This window comes from Nostoc sp. MG11 (assembly GCF_014904695.1).
Lineage (GTDB): Bacteria > Cyanobacteriota > Cyanobacteriia > Cyanobacteriales > Nostocaceae > Komarekiella.
The window spans coordinates 274,804-292,778 of sequence record NZ_JACXXN010000002.1; the positions used below are offsets into that span (position 1 = coordinate 274,804).

17 protein-coding genes and 1 pseudogene are annotated in these 17,975 nt (G+C 42.9%); 13 read left to right on the plus strand and 5 right to left on the minus strand.

Translation table 11 applies throughout. The features are described from left to right. Positions 1–314: 314 nt before the first annotated feature. Positions 315–443: a hypothetical protein gene (locus HCR01_RS39830; protein WP_255515472.1), complete on the minus strand. Its 129-nt coding sequence runs from the start codon at positions 441–443 to the stop codon at positions 315–317. A gap of 809 nt (positions 444–1,252) precedes the next feature. On the opposite strand from HCR01_RS39830, the gene HCR01_RS03815 reads away from it, so the two are divergent. Together HCR01_RS03815 and glgP are read left to right on the plus strand one after the other, a co-directional pair. Further along, positions 1,253–1,576 carry a hypothetical protein gene (locus HCR01_RS03815; protein ID WP_193194669.1) on the plus strand — a complete coding sequence of 108 codons (324 nt, stop codon included), beginning with the start codon at positions 1,253–1,255 and terminating at the stop codon, positions 1,574–1,576. A gap of 623 nt (positions 1,577–2,199) precedes the next feature. Beyond that, the gene (glgP, locus tag HCR01_RS03820) at positions 2,200–4,764 is read left to right on the plus strand and encodes an alpha-glucan family phosphorylase (protein WP_193194671.1); all 2,565 of its coding nucleotides are present in this window, start codon (positions 2,200–2,202) and stop codon (positions 4,762–4,764) included. Positions 4,765–4,794: 30 nt separating this feature from the next. Here glgP and HCR01_RS03825 read toward each other — a convergent pair whose 3' ends face one another. Continuing rightward, positions 4,795–5,532: a DUF429 domain-containing protein gene (locus tag HCR01_RS03825; protein WP_193194672.1), complete on the minus strand. Its 738-nt coding sequence runs from the start codon at positions 5,530–5,532 to the stop codon at positions 4,795–4,797. 528 nt (positions 5,533–6,060) lie between these two features. Between HCR01_RS03825 and trpS the strand changes: the two genes are divergently transcribed. The 3 genes from trpS (at position 6,061) to HCR01_RS03840 (ending at position 8,901) form a co-directional block, all read left to right on the plus strand. Beyond that, a complete protein-coding gene (trpS, locus tag HCR01_RS03830; protein WP_193194674.1) occupies positions 6,061–7,080 on the plus strand; it encodes a tryptophan--tRNA ligase in 1,020 nt (339 codons plus the stop codon). 60 nt (positions 7,081–7,140) lie between these two features. Further along, positions 7,141–8,070 carry a methylenetetrahydrofolate reductase gene (locus HCR01_RS03835; RefSeq protein ID WP_193194676.1) on the plus strand — a complete coding sequence of 310 codons (930 nt, stop codon included), beginning with the start codon at positions 7,141–7,143 and terminating at the stop codon, positions 8,068–8,070. A 129-nt stretch (positions 8,071–8,199) separates the two neighbouring features. Beyond that, positions 8,200–8,901, plus strand: coding sequence for a Uma2 family endonuclease (locus tag HCR01_RS03840; RefSeq protein ID WP_193194678.1), 702 nt, complete (start codon positions 8,200–8,202; stop codon positions 8,899–8,901). A gap of 156 nt (positions 8,902–9,057) precedes the next feature. Here the strand turns inward: HCR01_RS03840 and HCR01_RS38400 are convergent, their stop codons facing one another. Beyond that, positions 9,058–9,216, minus strand: a complete 159-nt coding sequence (locus HCR01_RS38400) for a hypothetical protein (RefSeq protein ID WP_226889147.1) — start codon at positions 9,214–9,216, stop codon at positions 9,058–9,060. 1 nt (position 9,217) lies between these two features. Continuing rightward, positions 9,218–9,446, minus strand: a pseudogene (locus HCR01_RS03850) (serine/threonine protein kinase); the annotation flags it as partial. A 178-nt stretch (positions 9,447–9,624) separates the two neighbouring features. Between HCR01_RS03850 and HCR01_RS03855 the strand changes: the two are divergent. The 5 genes from HCR01_RS03855 to HCR01_RS03875 all read left to right on the plus strand — a co-directional run bounded on the left by HCR01_RS03855 (position 9,625) and on the right by HCR01_RS03875 (position 14,852). Continuing rightward, entirely contained in the window at positions 9,625–10,431 is an 807-nt protein-coding gene (locus HCR01_RS03855) for a Uma2 family endonuclease (RefSeq protein ID WP_193194680.1), read from the plus strand. A gap of 221 nt (positions 10,432–10,652) precedes the next feature. Further along, a complete protein-coding gene (locus tag HCR01_RS03860) occupies positions 10,653–10,907 on the plus strand; it encodes a FitA-like ribbon-helix-helix domain-containing protein (RefSeq protein WP_193194682.1) in 255 nt (84 codons plus the stop codon). A 775-nt stretch (positions 10,908–11,682) separates the two neighbouring features. Next, entirely contained in the window at positions 11,683–13,026 is a 1,344-nt protein-coding gene (locus HCR01_RS03865; RefSeq protein WP_193194684.1) for an ATP-binding protein, read from the plus strand. After that, entirely contained in the window at positions 13,026–14,303 is a 1,278-nt protein-coding gene (locus HCR01_RS03870; protein ID WP_193194686.1) for a tetratricopeptide repeat protein, read from the plus strand. The genes HCR01_RS03865 and HCR01_RS03870 overlap by 1 nt, the downstream gene beginning before the upstream one ends. A gap of 60 nt (positions 14,304–14,363) precedes the next feature. Beyond that, positions 14,364–14,852 (plus strand): LysR family transcriptional regulator, encoded by a 489-nt coding sequence (locus HCR01_RS03875; RefSeq protein ID WP_226889108.1) that lies wholly within the window; start codon positions 14,364–14,366, stop codon positions 14,850–14,852. A 122-nt stretch (positions 14,853–14,974) separates the two neighbouring features. On the opposite strand, the gene HCR01_RS03880 is transcribed toward HCR01_RS03875, so the two are convergent. Beyond that, entirely contained in the window at positions 14,975–15,547 is a 573-nt protein-coding gene (locus HCR01_RS03880) for a GNAT family N-acetyltransferase (RefSeq protein WP_193194688.1), read from the minus strand. A gap of 367 nt (positions 15,548–15,914) precedes the next feature. Here HCR01_RS03880 and HCR01_RS03885 point away from each other — a divergent pair, with 367 nt between their 5' ends. From HCR01_RS03885 to HCR01_RS03895, 3 genes are read left to right on the plus strand one after another with little or no spacing between them, the layout of a single operon-like run. Beyond that, positions 15,915–16,883, plus strand: coding sequence for a sodium-dependent bicarbonate transport family permease (locus HCR01_RS03885; protein WP_162394660.1), 969 nt, complete (start codon positions 15,915–15,917; stop codon positions 16,881–16,883). A 4-nt stretch (positions 16,884–16,887) separates the two neighbouring features. Further along, the gene (locus HCR01_RS03890) at positions 16,888–17,184 is read left to right on the plus strand and encodes a P-II family nitrogen regulator (protein WP_162394661.1); all 297 of its coding nucleotides are present in this window, start codon (positions 16,888–16,890) and stop codon (positions 17,182–17,184) included. 44 nt (positions 17,185–17,228) lie between these two features. After that, positions 17,229–17,948: a carbonic anhydrase gene (locus HCR01_RS03895; RefSeq protein WP_193194690.1), complete on the plus strand. Its 720-nt coding sequence runs from the start codon at positions 17,229–17,231 to the stop codon at positions 17,946–17,948. Positions 17,949–17,975 lie beyond the last annotated feature (27 nt).

The window sequence follows — 17,975 nt, forward strand, 5'->3', positions numbered from 1 at the left end:
TAGTAGATTGCAAAGTCAAACCTTAGACTATTAAATTTTCAAATGAGAAAAGTTGTTGATTGAGGCAGGCTACTGTTTCGTTTTTTCGTAAAATTTGAAAAGCTTGTTAGACAACTACCTATAAAATTATTTGCCTTAATAGTACTTTCTATTAGGCTGTCTTAGTCTTTTAAAATAACTCAGTTCAACAAGCTATTTTTCAACAAAAATACATCTATCTAGATGATTTCAAAAACGAAATAAAGTTACTGTCTAGCATCACAATGTAATTATTGTTGGATTTTTATAGGTGTTTTTGCCGAAATAAAACCCAATTAGGGTGGATTATCTCCCACTTCAGCCATCACATTAAAATTAACCATCGGTGCAAACAAGTAAGCGCTTCCCCGACTGCTATGACGGCTTTCTTGCAACGAATTTCTAGAGTATGCTGCTCCAATCATGTTGCACACTGATGATTTACAGACTAACCAAATCACGCTTGTAATTACATGAATGGCTTTTAATAACAAGTTGTTTTTAACGATAACACATTTTATTTTTAATGGAGCAATATTAGAAACTTAAGTTGGTTTCAAGATTGTTTATGTATAAAAAACGATAGTTAAATAAATTTTCTCCTTTGGCGATCACAATTATCAATTAATTTTATACTCACAAAGAAAAATATTTAGATATTCTATCTTGTAACTTAATTGTTGTCTAATCAGATACAGATACTATTGTCTTAACCCTATTAAGTGATGTATAAACGTGAAAACCCGGATAAATTTGTATAAAACCAATAATCGTGAGTCAATCAAGGCGATCGCTTACTAAGTTACAACCTGATACAGTCAGCAATTACGTGTATTTTTCTAAAATTTTATGCCACAAGTTGATGAAAAAAATCAACGCCAAAGCTATTTAGATGCAGCAGTTTACTGGCTGATTTTGTCTATATTTTTAGTGCTGTTTATGTAAGCAATTCACTGATTCCACGTTACACTCAAAATGATATTTACGATACTTTTTACATTTGCGTTATTGAAAAGCCAAAAAGTAAAAGTTTCCGCTTTCCTATTACGTATATTTGACAATTTGTAAATCACCCGATCGGATGAGCCAAGCGGGTGATGTGTGCTTGGCACTGCCCATTATAGATTTTATTTAGAGGAAAACCAGATATATCTTAAATTTCCTAGATAAGTCTACAAGACATAAAACATCTAAATCCAGGTATCGGTTTCAACTCACAAACTTGGTTTAAATTATGGTTTTAATTAAAGAAATTGTCCAAGAAGCTCTAAGCACTGGCTATCTAAGCGTTGTAGCCGAAGACCAGATGCGAGCGCTTATTCAAACTAATTATGACTCAGAAGACCTGGATGCCTGGATCATCTTGCAGCGAGCCATTGTTGCAGGTAATGTTAAGCAAGAGTCGCGTCGAAAAAAAGCTTCCCTCTCTTCTAAAGGTAAAAACGCTTCATCAAATCTCAAGCTTGCTTACCAAATAGCAGCAGAGATTGCTGGTGCAGCAGCTATGGCTCTGACTATGCCAAAAAATAGCAAAGACCAACCTTCATTAGGTGCATAAAAAATTACATAAATTAGCTATTTTACTGAAGTAAAATTGAACTTTAAATACTAGCTATTTCAAAATACAATAAATTTTTCTTAGTGTCTTAGTGTCTTGGTCGTTAAAAAATTGACTTTTTAACCACTAAGACACTAAAGTGAAAATCCCAAAATTCGGGAAATTTTCTGAGGTTTTTACCTGCCTTGAAAGGGCTAGTCCTATAAGCTTTTCTTTTGATACCTTTGTTTAATAAAACACAATTTTCTTAAAAAATAATTAAAAATCTAACTCTTGGCTGAAGTAGCAATCGACTGCTATCAACTTCAAATAATATTCTATTGAGCTTTTGAACTAGCTGTGTCTCCACTAGCAATTGGTAATATAAATCTGAAATAGATATAAAAATTAATTTAAGTATTAAATATTACCAAAACATTAAATTTTAATATAGAAAGCACATAGCTGAGGGAAACGCATAGAACTATAAACACCCTTGGTGTAAACTATAGCAACGAGGAGAAGAATAATTCTCAATGCTTAACAAAGTCATAATATCCTCACAAACACAGTATAAAGAATTGGCAACATTGGGTAAAGACAGTAAACAATAACCTTAGCTAAACTTGGAGTTTTGCCAACCTATGCAGCCAATTCGTACATTCAACGTATCCCCTTCACTTCCGCCGCGACTCGAACCGCTGCGGCGGCTGGCACATAACTTGCACTGGGATTGGAACGTTGAAAGCAAAGATTTATTTCGCCGCTTAGACCCCGACCTATGGGAGTCTAGCCGTCATAACCCAGTATTAATGCTGGGTACTATCTCTCAAGCAAGGCTTTTGGAAGTTGTTGAAGATGAAGGCTTCCTAGCGCAAATGGATCGAGCTGACCGTCAGCTAGAAGATTATTTGCAAGAGCGCACCTGGTATCAGAAACAACGAGGACAGACGCCAAAGGAATGCTACGCATATTTTTCGGCTGAATTTGGACTTGTAGATTGTTTGCCCGTTTATTCTGGAGGTTTGGGCGTTCTGGCGGGGGATCACCTCAAATCAGCCAGTGACTTGGGGCTACCATTAGTTGGTGTAGGCTTACTGTACCAGCAAGGTTATTTTGCCCAGTACTTAAATGCTGATGGCTGGCAACAGGAACGTTACCCAATTAACGATTTCTATAATATGCCCCTACATCTGGAGCGTAATCCCGATGGTTCAGAACTGCGGATTGCGGTAGATTATCCAGGACGCAAGGTGTATGCCAGAGTTTGGCGCGTACAGGTGGGAACCGTGCCGCTATATTTGATGGATACCAACATTGAACCTAACAAAGCTTACGACCACGACATCACAGATCAACTGTATGGTGGCGATATTGACATGCGTATCCACCAGGAAATCATGCTGGGGATCGGTGGTGTGCAAATGCTCAAAGCTTTGGGGCTGAAAGTCACCGCGTACCACATGAATGAAGGTCATGCAGCCTTCTCTGCGCTAGAGCGGATCCGCCTCCTGATCCAAGAAGAGGGGTTGAGTTATGCTCAAGCCAAACAAGTAGTAGCTTCCAGCAATATCTTTACCACCCACACGCCAGTACCAGCAGGAATTGACTTATTTGCTCCCGACAAGATGTTGTATTACCTGGGGTACTATGCAGACATCTTTGGCTTACCCAAAGAGCAATTTTTAGGGTTGGGGCGTGAGAATACCGGTGATTTATCTGGGCCTTTCAGTATGGCGGTGCTGGCTCTGAAAATGGCGACATTTTCTAACGGTGTAGCACAATTACATGGTGTAGTATCGCGGCAAATGTTTCAAGGTTTGTGGCAGAAAGTGCCAGTAGAGGAAGTGCCGATCGCAGCAATTACCAACGGTGTGCATGCTCGTAGTTGTGTCGCCAAATCAACTCAAGAGTTGTATGACCGCTATTTGGGGCCAAATTGGTCATCAGTACCACCAGATAGCCCATTGTGGGATCGAATGGAAGCCATTCCTGATGAAGAGTTGTGGCGCAATCATGAACGCTGCCGACTAGACATGATTTTGTACGTGCGGGAACACTTGGTCAAGCATTTGCGCGATCGCGGTGCTTCCCCCTCAGAAATCGTCCAAGCACAAGAAGTTTTAGATCCTTACGTTTTAACTATTGGTTTTGCCCGTCGCTTTGCTACCTATAAACGTGCTACCCTCTGGATGCGCGATTTGGAACGCATCAAGCGGCTTTTACTAGGCAACAAAGACCGAAAAGTACAATTTGTGATCGCCGGTAAGGCACACCCCAAGGATATTCCGGGGAAAGAACTTATCCGCGATATCAATCACTTCATCCACGAACAAAACTTAGAAAAACAGGTGGTATTTGTTCCCAATTACGACATTCACATCTCCCGGTTAATGGTAGCGGGTTGTGATATCTGGTTAAACACACCACGTCGTCCACGGGAAGCCTCTGGTACCAGTGGGATGAAAGCAGCAATGAATGGATTGCCAAATTTAAGTGTACTAGATGGTTGGTGGGATGAAGCTGATTACGTCCGCACAGGTTGGGCGATTGGTCACGGAGAGAATTACGACGATCCCAATTACCAAGATGAAGTAGAAGCAAACGCTCTCTACGAATTGCTGGAAAAGGAAGTTGTACCGCTATTTTATGAGCATCGGGATAGTGATGGCTTACCTCGTCCGTGGGTAGCTAAAATGAAGGATGCAATTCGGTTGAATTGTCCCTTCTTTAATACAGCGCGGATGGTAGGAGAATATGCCGAGCGGGCTTATTTCCCAGCCAGCGATCGCTATCACACGCTGACAGTTGATAACTATGCCCCAGCTAAAGAACTAGCTGCTTGGAAAGCAAAACTGGGCGAACACTGGTTCAACATCAAAATCAAAGATATTGACGTGTCAGCAGTTTCAGAGATTGAAGTTAATCAAACTGTTGCCGTCAAAGCCAAAGTTGATTTGGCAACTTTGACAAATGATGATGTGCAGGTGGAGCTATATCAAGGTGCGATCGATGCCAATGGTGACATTGTTAATGCCATACCAGTCGTAATGGATTATCAAGGAGAGGATACACAAGGATTAAGTATTTACACAGCTAATATCATTTATACCACCTCTGGTTTGCAAGGCTTGTCTTTGCGCGTATTACCGAAGCACCAACACCTGTCTAGTTCTTATGAACCAAGGTTGATTGCTTGGGCAGAGTAGAGTGCTGCTAGCGTAGCTTGTGCTGAGTTATTATTCAATTCTCAGCACTGATTTGGGGATGACAATGTAACCAGTAGTGCGATCGCCTAATACTAAGTTACGTTGCTCCCCCCAATACCACCAGTGTGCTGCTACATAAGCACAGATCAAGCTATCTAGTTTATCTTCAACAGCTTTGAGAGCAGCACCAGTAGTAGGGATTTCAGGAAGAATCAAACTGCTAATGCATAAAAAAGGTTCGACGGTAGGTAGGATATTAAAAATATAATTGTAGAGTTTGATTAATTCTAAGCGACGCTCATTGAGGCGTCCTTTTTTATATTTGAGGATGCGTTCTAAGCCGAATAAATTAACTATGGCGGGATGAGGAAAGACTTCTATTTGATATCTGCCAAGTTTTTGCACTTCAATTATTGGTGCATGTACAAAACCACGAGATTCTAATTCTAAGCCAAAGTTAACAGTGCGTTCTGCAAAGGCTAAGTTCTGGTTAGCTGGATAACATCCGGCGTGATATTTGCCAAAGTGTTTGTGGCTGAGTTTGTCTGGAAGGCGACTTCCGGTAGCATTAGGGATGAGGGTAGGTGCGTCTACAGCAATGATGGCTGGTTCCTCTGGTTGTGTGCATGTATCGAGCCATCTGAGGATGTCTGCAATGGCTTCTTTACGATCTAGATCTAGTAGTTGCAGTTGTTTATCTGTCCATTTTAAACAGCATAGTCCACTTGGCTGGGATTTCCACCCTAAGTCAATGCCAATAAATTTCATTACTGTAAACCTAAATGTGCGTTGATTATCGCACTTTTTTTGGTGTAGTAGAGACGTTGCATTGCAACGTCTCTACAGAGGTTATTGGTCGTGCAAATTGTTTGATCCCAAGCGTATTGATCTATAGGTACTATTGAAACTTACTGTAAATAGTATTTAGAGATTGGGTGAAGAGTAAAGTGATCGCTCTAAAATCATTATATTTAACCGACAGGTATAAATTGGTGATCTGCTTTTTAGTTCTATTGCTTCAATACTTGCAATTGTGTCTATAGTTGCACTTTTACCTGATGACGAAAGGTAAAGAAATCTTCACCGAAACTCAAAACCACAAAATAATCATATAGTAAATCTCTAATCTCTCAGCGGCGAGTTGACCTGGAAAATGTCAAAATTAAATGAGTTTTGCGTAGGCGCGTACTCCTGCAAAAAAGCAAGCTACGCAGGGCGTCTCGTAGACAAGCGACTTGTCGCCAGACATGGCTACATTAACATAGCGCGGATTTAAGATAACTAAAGTTGAAATTTATGGGCAAGCAGCGTGTTCTTTCTGGAGTTCAACCAACAGGCAATTATCATCTAGGTAACTACTTGGGAGCCATTCGCAACTGGGTAGAAGGCCAGAGCGAATACGAAAATTACCTCTTCGTAGCTGATTTACACGCGATTACAGTGCCACAAGTGCCATACGACTCAACACGCCTAGCATCCGATACTTACACCCTCGTTGCGCTCTATCTAGCTTGTGGTCTTGATTTAGATTATTCCACCATCTTTGTGCAATCCCACGTTTCCGCCCACAGTGAACTCACCTGGTTGCTCAACTGTATTACCCCCTTAAACTGGCTTGAAGACATGATCCAGTTTAAGGAAAAGGCTGTCAAACAGGGAGAAAATGTAAATGTCGGCTTGTTGGACTATCCTGTGCTGATGGCAGCTGATATTTTGCTTTACCAAGCCGATAAAGTGCCAGTAGGTGAAGACCAAAAGCAGCACTTGGAGCTGACACGGGATATTGCAGCCCGGTTTAATCACCAATTTGGCAAACCAGATCAGCAAGTGCTGAAGTTACCAGACCCCTTGATTCGTAAGGAAGGGGCAAGAGTAATGAGTTTGGCGGACGGTACACGCAAAATGTCAAAGTCTGATCCTTCTGACTTAAGCCGGATTAATTTGCTTGATCCACCAGATCAGATTCAATACAAAATAAAACGATGTAAAACTGATCCAATTCGTGGTCTGACTTTTGATGACCCAGAGCGCCCAGAGTGTAATAACTTGTTAACACTATATATGTTGCTTGCTGGTAAAGCTAAGAAAGAGGTAGCAGCCCAATGTCAAGATATGGGCTGGGGGCAATTCAAGCCATTGTTAACGGACACAATAATTGAATCCCTGAAACCAATACAAGAAAAATATCAAGCAATAACAGAGGATAAAGGCTATCTAGAGTCTGTATTGCGTGATGGACGGCAAAAAGCCCAGGCGATCGCTAACCAAACTCTGGCACAAGTGAAAGCTGCTTTGGGTTATTCTGTGCCTCTATGAGGTTTCACTTTCTGGTGCTATATGTTATGGGTGTATCCAGAGTCAGAAATACTCAATGTTATGCTTGATACGCAAAAACCAACTTGTTTGACTGCCTTCCAAGCAGCTGCTAAAGAAGGCAAGTTCTTAATTACCGCCGAGGTTGCACCGCCAAAAGGTGGTAATCCAGCGCACATGATTTCAATGGCGGCGACCCTTAAGGGGAGGGTTCATGCCGTCAATATTACCGATGGTAGCCGCGCAGTGCTACGGATGTCTTCATTGATAGCTTCGGTAATTTTATTACAAAACGGGATCGAGCCGATTTGTCAGATTGCCTGCCGCGATCGCAACCGCATTGGTTTACAAGCTGACCTAATGGGCGCTCATGCTTTAGGTGTCCATAACATCCTAGCCTTGACTGGCGACCCAGTAAAAGCAGGTGATCATCCTGATGCCAAAGCCGTCTTTGACTTGGAAGCTGTGCGACTATTGCAACTGATTCGGAAAATGAATCAAGGCGTTGATTGCAACGAAAAACCTTTAACTGATGGAGCACTGGAATTATTTGCTGGCGCAGCAGTAGATCCGCAATGTGCTAGTTGGTCAGGTTTACAAAGTCGATTTGAGCGCAAAATCGAAGCCGGAGCGCAATTTTTTCAAAGTCAATTGATCACAGATTTCGAGCGGCTAGAAAAGTTCATGGATAAAATAGCCACTGGTTACAAAAAACCGATTTTGGCAGGGATTTTTCTGTTGAAATCTGCAAAAAATGCCCAGTTTATTAATAGGTGCGTTCCAGGTGTAAATATACCAGATCACATTATTGATCGGTTGGCACAGGCAAAAGATCCGCTTGAAGAAGGGATGAAAATTGCGGCCGAGCAAGTGCAAATAGCACGGCAATTGTGTCAAGGTGTTCACATGATGGCGGTGAAGCGAGAAGATTTAATTGCGCCAATTTTGGATTTAGCTGGAGTTGCGCCAGTTAATCAAATGGTATCAATCTAAATTAGGTGAACTATGCCTACGATGGTCTACGCCAACGCATTTTTGATCTGATTGGGGAGAGGGCGATCGCTCCTCTCGCCTTCTATTGCTAAACTAAAAAACAACCCTTACTCCTGCAAAGGTAGCCTTATGACCTCTGCAATTAATCCACTCACCGATCTCACTCCTTTCCCAGACCATACGCAGCTACCGGAATCAGACGGTACATTCGTGAAAAACTTCCAGGAACATCCGCAAAGCATTCTAATAACAGACTCAATTAAACCAATATTGCAAAAATGTCACCCCGATGGGCAATACTGTATTGGTCAAGATAGCGGAATCTACTGGCGCATGACTGAGCCACCAGAAAAAAGCGCAGAAGCACCAGATTGGTTTTATGTTGGGAATGTACCGCCTTTGCTGGACGGACAAACACGAAGGTCTTATGTACTGTGGCGAGAGTTTATTGCACCTTTGATTGTCTTAGAATTCGTTTCTGGGGATGGTAGTGAAGAACGAGACAAAACTCCTTGGAAGGGGAAATTTTGGATTTATGAGCAGGTGATTCATCCGGCTTTTTACGGCATTTATGAAGTAAGTAAAGCCAGCGTGGAAGTTTATGAATTAATTGGTGGACAATATCAGTTATTAGCAGCAAATGAACGCGGGCATTATCCTATACATCCTTTAGGCGTTGAGTTAGGTATATGGCAGGGAGAATATCAGAATATGGAATTACCCTGGCTGCGTTGGTGGGATTTGCAAGGTAATTTGCTGTTGACTGGCGAGGAAAGAGCTGATCGCCTAACTGCACAATTGCGATCGCTCGGCGTTGAACCAGAAGCCTAGTACCGATGCGCGGAAATTAAAAGTCAAAAGACTCGTATTCTCGGCTTTTTTACCATTTTTAATGGGTACTCCACTGGATACAACCGCTACAAAATCTTTTGCCAGTTAGCTTCAGATGATAAAGCTATAAACTGTATTAAAAATCCTATTCCCTAGTCATCCTAAACCCAAGCCTAGACTAGAAGTAATAGCTAAAATTAGAAAAGTATCAATCTTGCTAAAAGATTTTCGTAATTTACCTCCAACCAAAGCCACATTCGCAGCCACAACCCAAGCCACAGCCATAGCACCAGTCAAAACCCAAGACCAAGACAAGCTTACATTGAGTAAGTTTTACCGCCTCCTGCCAAAACATCGTCTCCAGTAGTCCGCGTTCTGATTGGCTAAGGGACTTGAACAAGTCATCATTTATTTAAAGTCTTAACAACTCGGCGATCGCTATTCTTATTTCTTACCAAATAGGTGATGCCAAACCGTCCCCTTCCTAACTCTCTTTCAATAGTGTATTTTCCACCTTGCAATTTATCTCCAGTTCCCCAAGCCACATCTGCAACTCCCGAAATACTTACACAAATTTTCACACAATAAAGCCTGGGGAGCCTGAGCCTAGGTTTGCAGAACTAATGCGTAGACGCGCAGTGGCTTGTCGTCAGATATCGCCCTTATCTTCTCCCTGTATTGCTAAACTAAAAAACAACCCTTATCCAGTGCAAAGGTGGCCTTATGACCTCTGCAACTAACCCACCCACCGATCTCACTCCTTTTCCTGACCATACGCAGCTACCAGACTCCAATGGCACGTTTGTGAAAAACTGGCAAGAGCATCCCCAAAGTATCTTACTGACTGACTCGATTACACCCGTTCTCAAACAATTACATCCCGATGGTCAATATTGTATTGGTCAGGACTTAGGCATTTACTGGCGCTTGACCGATCCCCCGGAAAAAGGAGCAGAAGCACCAGATTGGTTTTTTGTACCGAATGTACCACCCTTGCTGAATGGACAAACGCGGAGGTCTTATGTATATTGGCGAGAGTATATTGCCCCGTTGATTGTCTTAGAATTCGTTTCTGGGGATGGGAATGAGGAAAGAGACAAAACCCCATGGAAGGGTAAATTTTGGATTTATGAGCAGGTGATTCGTCCTGCTTTCTACGGGATTTATGAAGTCAAAAAAGCTAGCGTAGAAGTCTACGAATTCATTGGTGGACAATATCAATTGTTACCAGCAAATGAGCACGGACATTATCCGATCGCACCTATGGGAGTTGAGTTAGGCATTTGGCCAGGAGAATATCAAAATGTGGAATTACCCTGGTTGCGCTGGTGGGATTTGCAAGGTAATTTATTGTTGACTGGCGATGAAAGAGCCGAACAGGAACATCAACGAGCAGAACAAGAACGTCAAAGAGCAGAACAAGAACGTCAACGGGCAGAACAAGAACGTCAACGGGCAGAACAAGAACGTCAAAGAGCCGATCGCCTGATGGAACAATTGCGATCGCTCGGCGTCGAACCAGAAGCTTAGGTCTTTGGCTCAAGGGTGCGTTGACGCATTAGCGAAGCGGTAGCGACGAAGGAGCGTCAGCAGCTTGTCGTCAGAAATCGTTTTATATTGGATGAACTGCTACAAAATGCTTCGTTAGTTAACTTCTAAAGCTTGATATGCGATCGCCTACTAAACTAACTTAAAATCTTAAAAAGAGGTGGTTAAAAAACAACCGTACGAAGCGATGGAATATAGAAATTATGGCTCAAATCTTAGTTGAAAATTTAGACCCTATTATTCTAAAAAAGCTAGAAACTCTTGCTAAACAACACGGTAGATCTTTACAAGAGGAACTAAAGCAAATCCTACAACAAGCAACTGTAACAGCGACACACTACCACACTGGCGGCAATATTGAAAAAGCTAGAGAAGCAGTAACACGCGCTCAGATGAGATATGCAGGAAAAACTTTCAGTGATAGTACTGAACTCATCCGCGAGGATAGAGAACGGTGAGTCAGTATGTTTTAATGCAAGTATTGCTATAAAGTGGTTTGTGCCTGAAATCCACTCTGATGCAGCTCGGCGTTTACTAGCAAGTGATCATACTTTTTTAGTACCAGATTTTTTCTTACCAGAGGTGGTAAATATCTTTTAGAAACGAACGCGCCGCGGCGAAGACACGGCTGAAAATGCAAAGCAAACTTTAGCTGATTTAAATGCAGTTCCAGTAGAGGTGTATTTATCTCAGCCCTTGATGCCACTTGCCTTAGATATTGCGCTTCAGACAGAACGGGCGGTGTATGACAGCTTGTACTTAGCCCTTGCTATTACGCAAAAATGCTAGATGGTAACAGCAGAAGAAAAGTTTTACAATGCGCTGAAAACCAGTACTTACGCAAGTAATCTTCTATGGGTAGAGAATATTTAGAGAACTAGGAGCGATCGCCTTTCCTGCTAAAAACACTGCGTAGACGCATAGCATAGCAGCTTGTCGTTAGACATTGCTCGGTGTTGAGCCAGAAGCATAATCTCTATTAATGTATCTTTGTAATATTTTTGCGGGTGCTGGTAAAGTTCACCCGTCTTATGCAGCAATTTAAAAACACTAGGAAGATTTAGCATCAGTAAAAGGCACAATGCTAAAGCTGGCACTCAATATTTCAAAGCCACCGCTGTACACTAGCACATTCCGTCCCTTCTTTCCCATAAAACCGAAAAGCCGAGGCTATGATGATCATTACCTCTTTTTAGCAATTACTTTAATTGAAAGTTAAATTACTAAATCAATATGACCAATAGCTATGATACGGTACGGGCACTGCGCGAGGCGTTGAAGTTTTCACCTGATAATGTACCTCTTAGGAAACACCTTGCAGATACGCTTCTCAGTCTTGGACAATTGGAGGATGCGGAGAAAGAGTACCGTCAAGCAATGCTGTTGGCACGGGATGAACCACAGTTGAAACTTGGTCTGGCAAGGGCTTTTTACCAACAAGGGAAGCACAATCAGTCTTTAGTGATTGTAGAAGAATTGCTAAAACACTCTAACTGTCCAGCACTAGCTTACTTACTCCATGCTCGTTTGTTGCTAAATTCAGGAGCAGTACAGCAAGCCGTGAGTCAGTATCGCAGTGCGATCGCTCTTGATGCATCTATTGCAGATCCAGATTTTGCGGAACTCTTGGGTATTGGAGAGGACAGCCACATCCAAGATGTAGTAGAAGGCAAAGTCCGCGCAGCTAATTTTGATAACCTCGCCCTTGATGATGAAAAGCTGGAACGCCCGCAGATTTCTTTCCAAGATGTGGGAGGAATGGAAACGGTTAAAGATGAAATTCGCCTCAAGATTATTTATCCGCTGACGCAACAGGAACTTTACAAAGCTTATGGTAAAGTGATCGGCGGCGGAATTTTGATGTATGGGCCTCCCGGTTGTGGCAAAACTTATCTAGCCCGTGCAACCGCTGGCGAGATTAACTCAAACTTTATCTCTGTTGGCATTAATGATGTCCTAGATATGTGGTTGGGAAACAGTGAGCGGAATTTGCACGCCATATTTGAAGAAGCACGAGAAAATCAGCCTTGTGTAGTATTTTTCGATGAAGTCGATGCTCTAGCTGCCAACCGTACCGATCTGCGTCAAAGTTCTAGCCGCATGGTGATTAACCAGTTTCTCTCAGAACTGGATGGAGTCAAGAGTTCTAATGAAGGGGTGTTGATTTTGGCGGCTACTAATGCCCCTTGGCATTTAGATGCAGCATTTCGACGTCCGGGACGCTTTGATCGCATTCTCTTTATCCCACCACCAGACGCTTCTGCTAGGGCAGCTATTTTACAGTTGCTCTGTCGTGGTAAGCCTGTAGATAAGATTGATTATGAGCAAGTTAGCAAAAAGACAGAGCATTTTTCCGGGGCTGACTTAAAAGCTGTGATCGATTTAGCAGTGGAAAAAAAACTGCAAGAAGCGATGAAAATCGGGTTTCCCAAGCCGCTGATGACGAGGGATTTAATCTCGGCAGCAGCGAATGTTAAATCTTCTACTAAAGAGTGGTTCGCCACAGCTCGCAACTATGCGCTGTATGCGAATGAGGGCGGTTTATACGATGATATTTTGAAATATTTAAAAATGTAATGGGTGTTGTACACTTTGAGCGGGCAAAGCTGTTATTAGAGCAATCTCGCTATCAGATGGCGGAGGAGGAACTGCGACAAGCTGTGGCTGAGTCTCCAAATGATGCGGGAATTCATGCGGTTTTGGGGTTGTGCTTAAGTTGTCAGCAGCGATATCAGGAGGCAACACTGGAAGTAGAAGTTGCCATCGCGATCGCTCCCGATTCGCCATTTCCTCACTATATATTGGGATATATTCTCTGCGAACGTCAGCAACTTGCAGCTGCACAAAAAGCGATTCGAGAAGCAATTCAGCTCAACCCTTATCAAGCTTCTCATTTTGCTCTGCTGGCGCGATGTCATTATCAGCAAAAGCAGTGGCGAGCAAGCCTGGAAGCAGCCACTAAAGGACTATCATTAGACCCGGAAGATGTAGAGTGTTTGAATTACCGGGCTTTGTCGCTGTCACAATTGGGACGCGGAAAAGAAGCGATCGCCGCAGTCAAAGGAGCGATCGCCACTTCTCCCCAAGATGCTGCTTCTTACGCTAGCAGCGGTTGGATTTTGTTGTCTCACGGTGGTAGTCAACAGAAAGCTTTGGAATATTTTCGTGAAGCATTGCACCTCAACCCCAATTTAGAATGGGCGCGTCAAGGAGTTGTCGAAGCACTAAAAGCAAAAAACCCCATTTATCGATTAATGCTGCGCTATTTCTTGTGGGGTAGTCGGCTAAATCATCGCACGCGTTGGGTATTTACTATTGGCTTATTTTTCTCAATGCGGATGTTACTTGCCAGTTTTGTCAATGCTGGTTTGACACCCGTGGTGGCGGTGGTGGCGATCGCTTATTTGCTGTTCGTCATCTTCAGTTGGATTGCTGATCCGTTGTTTTCCCTGATGTTGCGGTTTGATAAATTCGGACGCTTGGCACTTTCACCAGAGGAAATCCAGCAATCTAATTGGTGGGGTGCTTGTTTTTTGAGTGCGATCACATTTTGTATTTTATGGTTTTGCACGAAGAATCTCAGTGCTTTAATCAGTGCGATCGTATGCGGCTTATTAATAATTCCAGTAGCGGCGACGTTTAACTGTGAGCAAGGTTGGACGAGAAAGGCAATGGCAATTTATACAATCGTTTTGGCTATCCTAGGTATTAGCGCGGTAATTATCTCAATTGCCAGCCTAGCCTTTCACCAAATTGATTGGTGGTGGTTTCTGCCGATGATAGTGTTCTTTCCTGGCGTACTTCTTTCTACTTGGGTTGCAACTCTACTCATGGGAATTATGCCGAAACGTTAGAACATGACGGGAGAAAGGATAGCCTTCAATCTGTGATGACTAGACCTCTTGCAAAATTATTTGTATAGACCATTGCGCTTAGAAGATGAACTGGGCGTGCGCTTGCTCCAGCGGACGACGCGCAGTTTGACACTGACCAAAGCTGGCAACCGATTTTATCAACGCTGTCAGCAAATTCTCAACGACTTAGAAGAAGCTGAACTTGAAGTCAAGCGATCGCAATTAATACTGATCGGAACATTGCGGCTTGATCTCAGCTTTGTGTTTGGCAAACTGCATATCGCTCCGGCTCTGCTACAATTTTCCGCACAATATCCTGAGCTAAACCTGAATGTTTCGTTTAACGATCGCTTGATCGATCTGATTGAGGAAGGTATTGATGCAACGGTGCGAATTGGAGTGAGCAGCGATAGCGGTTTAATCATGCACCACTTGGCAACGACACGCTACATCACTTGTGCCTCGCCGCACTATCTCGCCCGGTATGGTAGGCCGACAACGCCCACAGAACTATTGCAGCATCGCTGTGTCAACTTTATCTTTCCATAGACCCGACGAGAACCTCACTGGAAGTTTGAACAAGACGGCAAAGCGATCGACCTTGCTGTTGATAGTTATCTGCGATTCGATCTCCGGGGACTACCAGTAATTTGTTCTCCACTCTCATTCATTCAACTGCCAAACCAGAGAGAAGTAAGAGGCGATACCATCTCATATCGATACTCATGGCTGACAGATCCCTTGAAAAAGTCGGCATTTGTTTGTGTAGAAGTCCGCTTCATACCAAGCGCCTCGACAAGGCTAATAGACGCAATGTTACGTGTGTCTATATCCGCTGTAACAATACTTACTCTATATTCCTTAAAAAGGTGTTCAAGCACACACGAACATCCCTCTTTTGCATAACCCTGTCGCCAAAACAGTGGAAAAATTGTGTAAGCAATTGCTGCTGTATAGTTAGCATGTACTGTTGCTTCTAATGTCCCAACATATACCCTAGATTCTCGAAGACGGATTACCCAGTTTAACCAAGCCTCTTGTCTGTCTGGCGAAAGTCTTGAGGATAAAGCAAGGTATCGAGTTTCTAGAGTTTGTAACGATGTGGGCGGCAACTGTGGAATGAACTGGTAAAGCCTTTGATCCAGCAGTTGCTCGTAAATAGCCGAGGCGTGATTTGGGACAAGCGGCTCAAGCAACAGCCGTGAAGTCTCTATAATTCGTTCGGGTGCGATTAATTTAACCATTCTTGAACGCCAGTTCACTCAACGGGGGGGAACCCTCCGTTCGCGTAGCGTCTCCGCTAGGAGAAGTTCAGATGCCTACGGCGAGCTGCGCCAACGTCGGAAGCCGGCGCTCCGACAACTCTGGGCACGTGACTGGCTCCCCTTGACTTCACGAAGCGAAGCAGCCTGAGTTAAAAAGTTATGAAGGCTATCCTCATTCTGATAAACTATGCATCATAGTCATCCAAAAAGCATAGTTGCTTATGCTTATTTGAGTGCCGACATAAGATTGTTCAACTAGTTAGATACCTGTTTATAGGTAGCACATAGTGACTATTAATGATCAAAATTTTTGCTTCTGTTTACGCAAATATAAGGAGAGGTGGGGATGAATGCAAGCTTAATAATGTCTAACATCCTAAGCCCACCAATTCTTTTTTTCTTTCTCGGAATGTCGGCCGTTATTTTAAAGTCGGATCTGGAAATTCCTCAACCTTTACCTAAACTCTTCTCTCTTTATCTTCTACTTGCTATTGGGTTCAAGGGAGGTGCTGAACTTGTTAAGAGTGGAATTAGTCAAGAAGTCGTACTGACGCTATTTGCAGCTATCATGATGGCTACACTTGTGCCAATATACACGTTCTTCATTCTGAGAATCAGACTTGATTTATACAATGCGGCGGCGATCGCCGCAACTTACGGTTCCATTAGTGCAGTCACCTTTATCACTGCTGGATCATTCCTCAGCGAACTTGGCATTAGTTTTAGTGGCTACATGGTAGCAGCTCTTGCCCTAATGGAATCCCCAGCCATCATTGTCGGACTTGTTTTAGTAAAAATATTTGACGTAGATAAAGATGGTGACTTTTCTTGGCCGGAAGTTCTCAAGGAAGCTTTCCTTAACAGTTCTGTTTTTCTCTTGGTTGGAAGCCTGATAATTGGTGTGCTATCAGGGGAGAAAGGCTGGAAGTTGGAAGCGCCTTTTACCCAAGAAATATTTTATGGAGTCCTAACCTTCTTTTTGCTAGATATGGGACTGGTAGCTGCGGGAAAAATCAAAGATCTTGGTAAAACAGGTTCGTTTTTGATCTCTTTTTCTATCTTAATCCCGATTTTAAACGCAACAATCGGGATACTTTTAGCAAAACTAATCGGAATGCCGCAGGGAAATGCGCTCTTATTTTCAGTTTTGTGTGCTAGTGCCTCTTACATAGCGGTTCCAGCCGCCATGAGGTTAACACTTCCTGAAGCTAATCCTAGTTTGTACGTAACTAGTGCTTTAGCGCTCACTTTTCCCTTTAATATTATTATTGGTATCCCTTTATACTTATACGGCATAAATTTGCTATGGAGATGAGATTATGCACTCAGTAAAAAGAATAGAAATTATCGCCAATGCTGTTGAACTGGCAAAAATATTAGACGGCTTAGATAAAGCAGGTGTGCATGGACATACTGTAATTCGGAATGTGGCAGGCAGAAGTCCGCATGGAGAAACTACAGAGCTTGACAATGTCTATGTAATTGCTTTCTGCCTACCAGATCAAGCCAAACCTGTTTTGGAAGTCATCAGACCTATCCTCAACAAGTTTGGAGGTACATGTTATCTTTCTGATGCGATAGAGATTAGATCTGTGCGGTGTGTTGCGTCTCTTTGATAATGTATCGCTGAAGCGATAGTTCACCTTGCAGGAAAATATTTATGAGTCGAATTAATGGATTTATTGGTAGGCGCGAACTTTTAAAGTTAGCTGGCTTTAGTGGAGTTGCGATCGCAGCTACTACCATAAGTAGTGTGCCTTGGTATACTCAATCTGCTCTCGCTGCGGTTGCACAAGACACTGAGCCTGTTAGTCCTGATGAAGCACTCAAAAGACTGTTGGATGGAAATCGGCGGTTTGTACAGCAAAAGCGTGAGTATCCCCATCAAACCCAAACACGTTTGCAAGAAGTTGCCCAAGCACAGCATCCATTTGCGACTATACTGAGCTGTGCTGATTCGCGGGTATCTGCGGAAATCTTATTTGACCAAGGAATTGGCGATTTGTTCGACATTCGCATCGCTGGGAATATCGTGATACCAGAAGCGCTTGGTAGCATTGAATATGCCGCAGCATTATTAGGTACTCCCCTAATTATGGTGCTAGGTCATGAAAGATGTGGTGCAGTCACAGCATCGGTAAAAGGCGATTTACTCCCTGGTCAAATTGGCACTTTTGTCAAGGCTATTAAACCAGCAATGGCTAAAGTAAAAGACAAACCGGGTGATCCGGTTGAAAATGCAGTCGTAGCAAATGTTCAATATCAAGTTGAAAGATTGCAGGAAAATTCAGCGCTTTTAGGTCAACTGATGCAGGCAGGTACACTGAAAATTGTAGGGGGACGTTACGATCTTGATACTGGGGAAGTAACTATTGTTTAAAAGACGGAGTTTTGAGTTCCTAGCTCT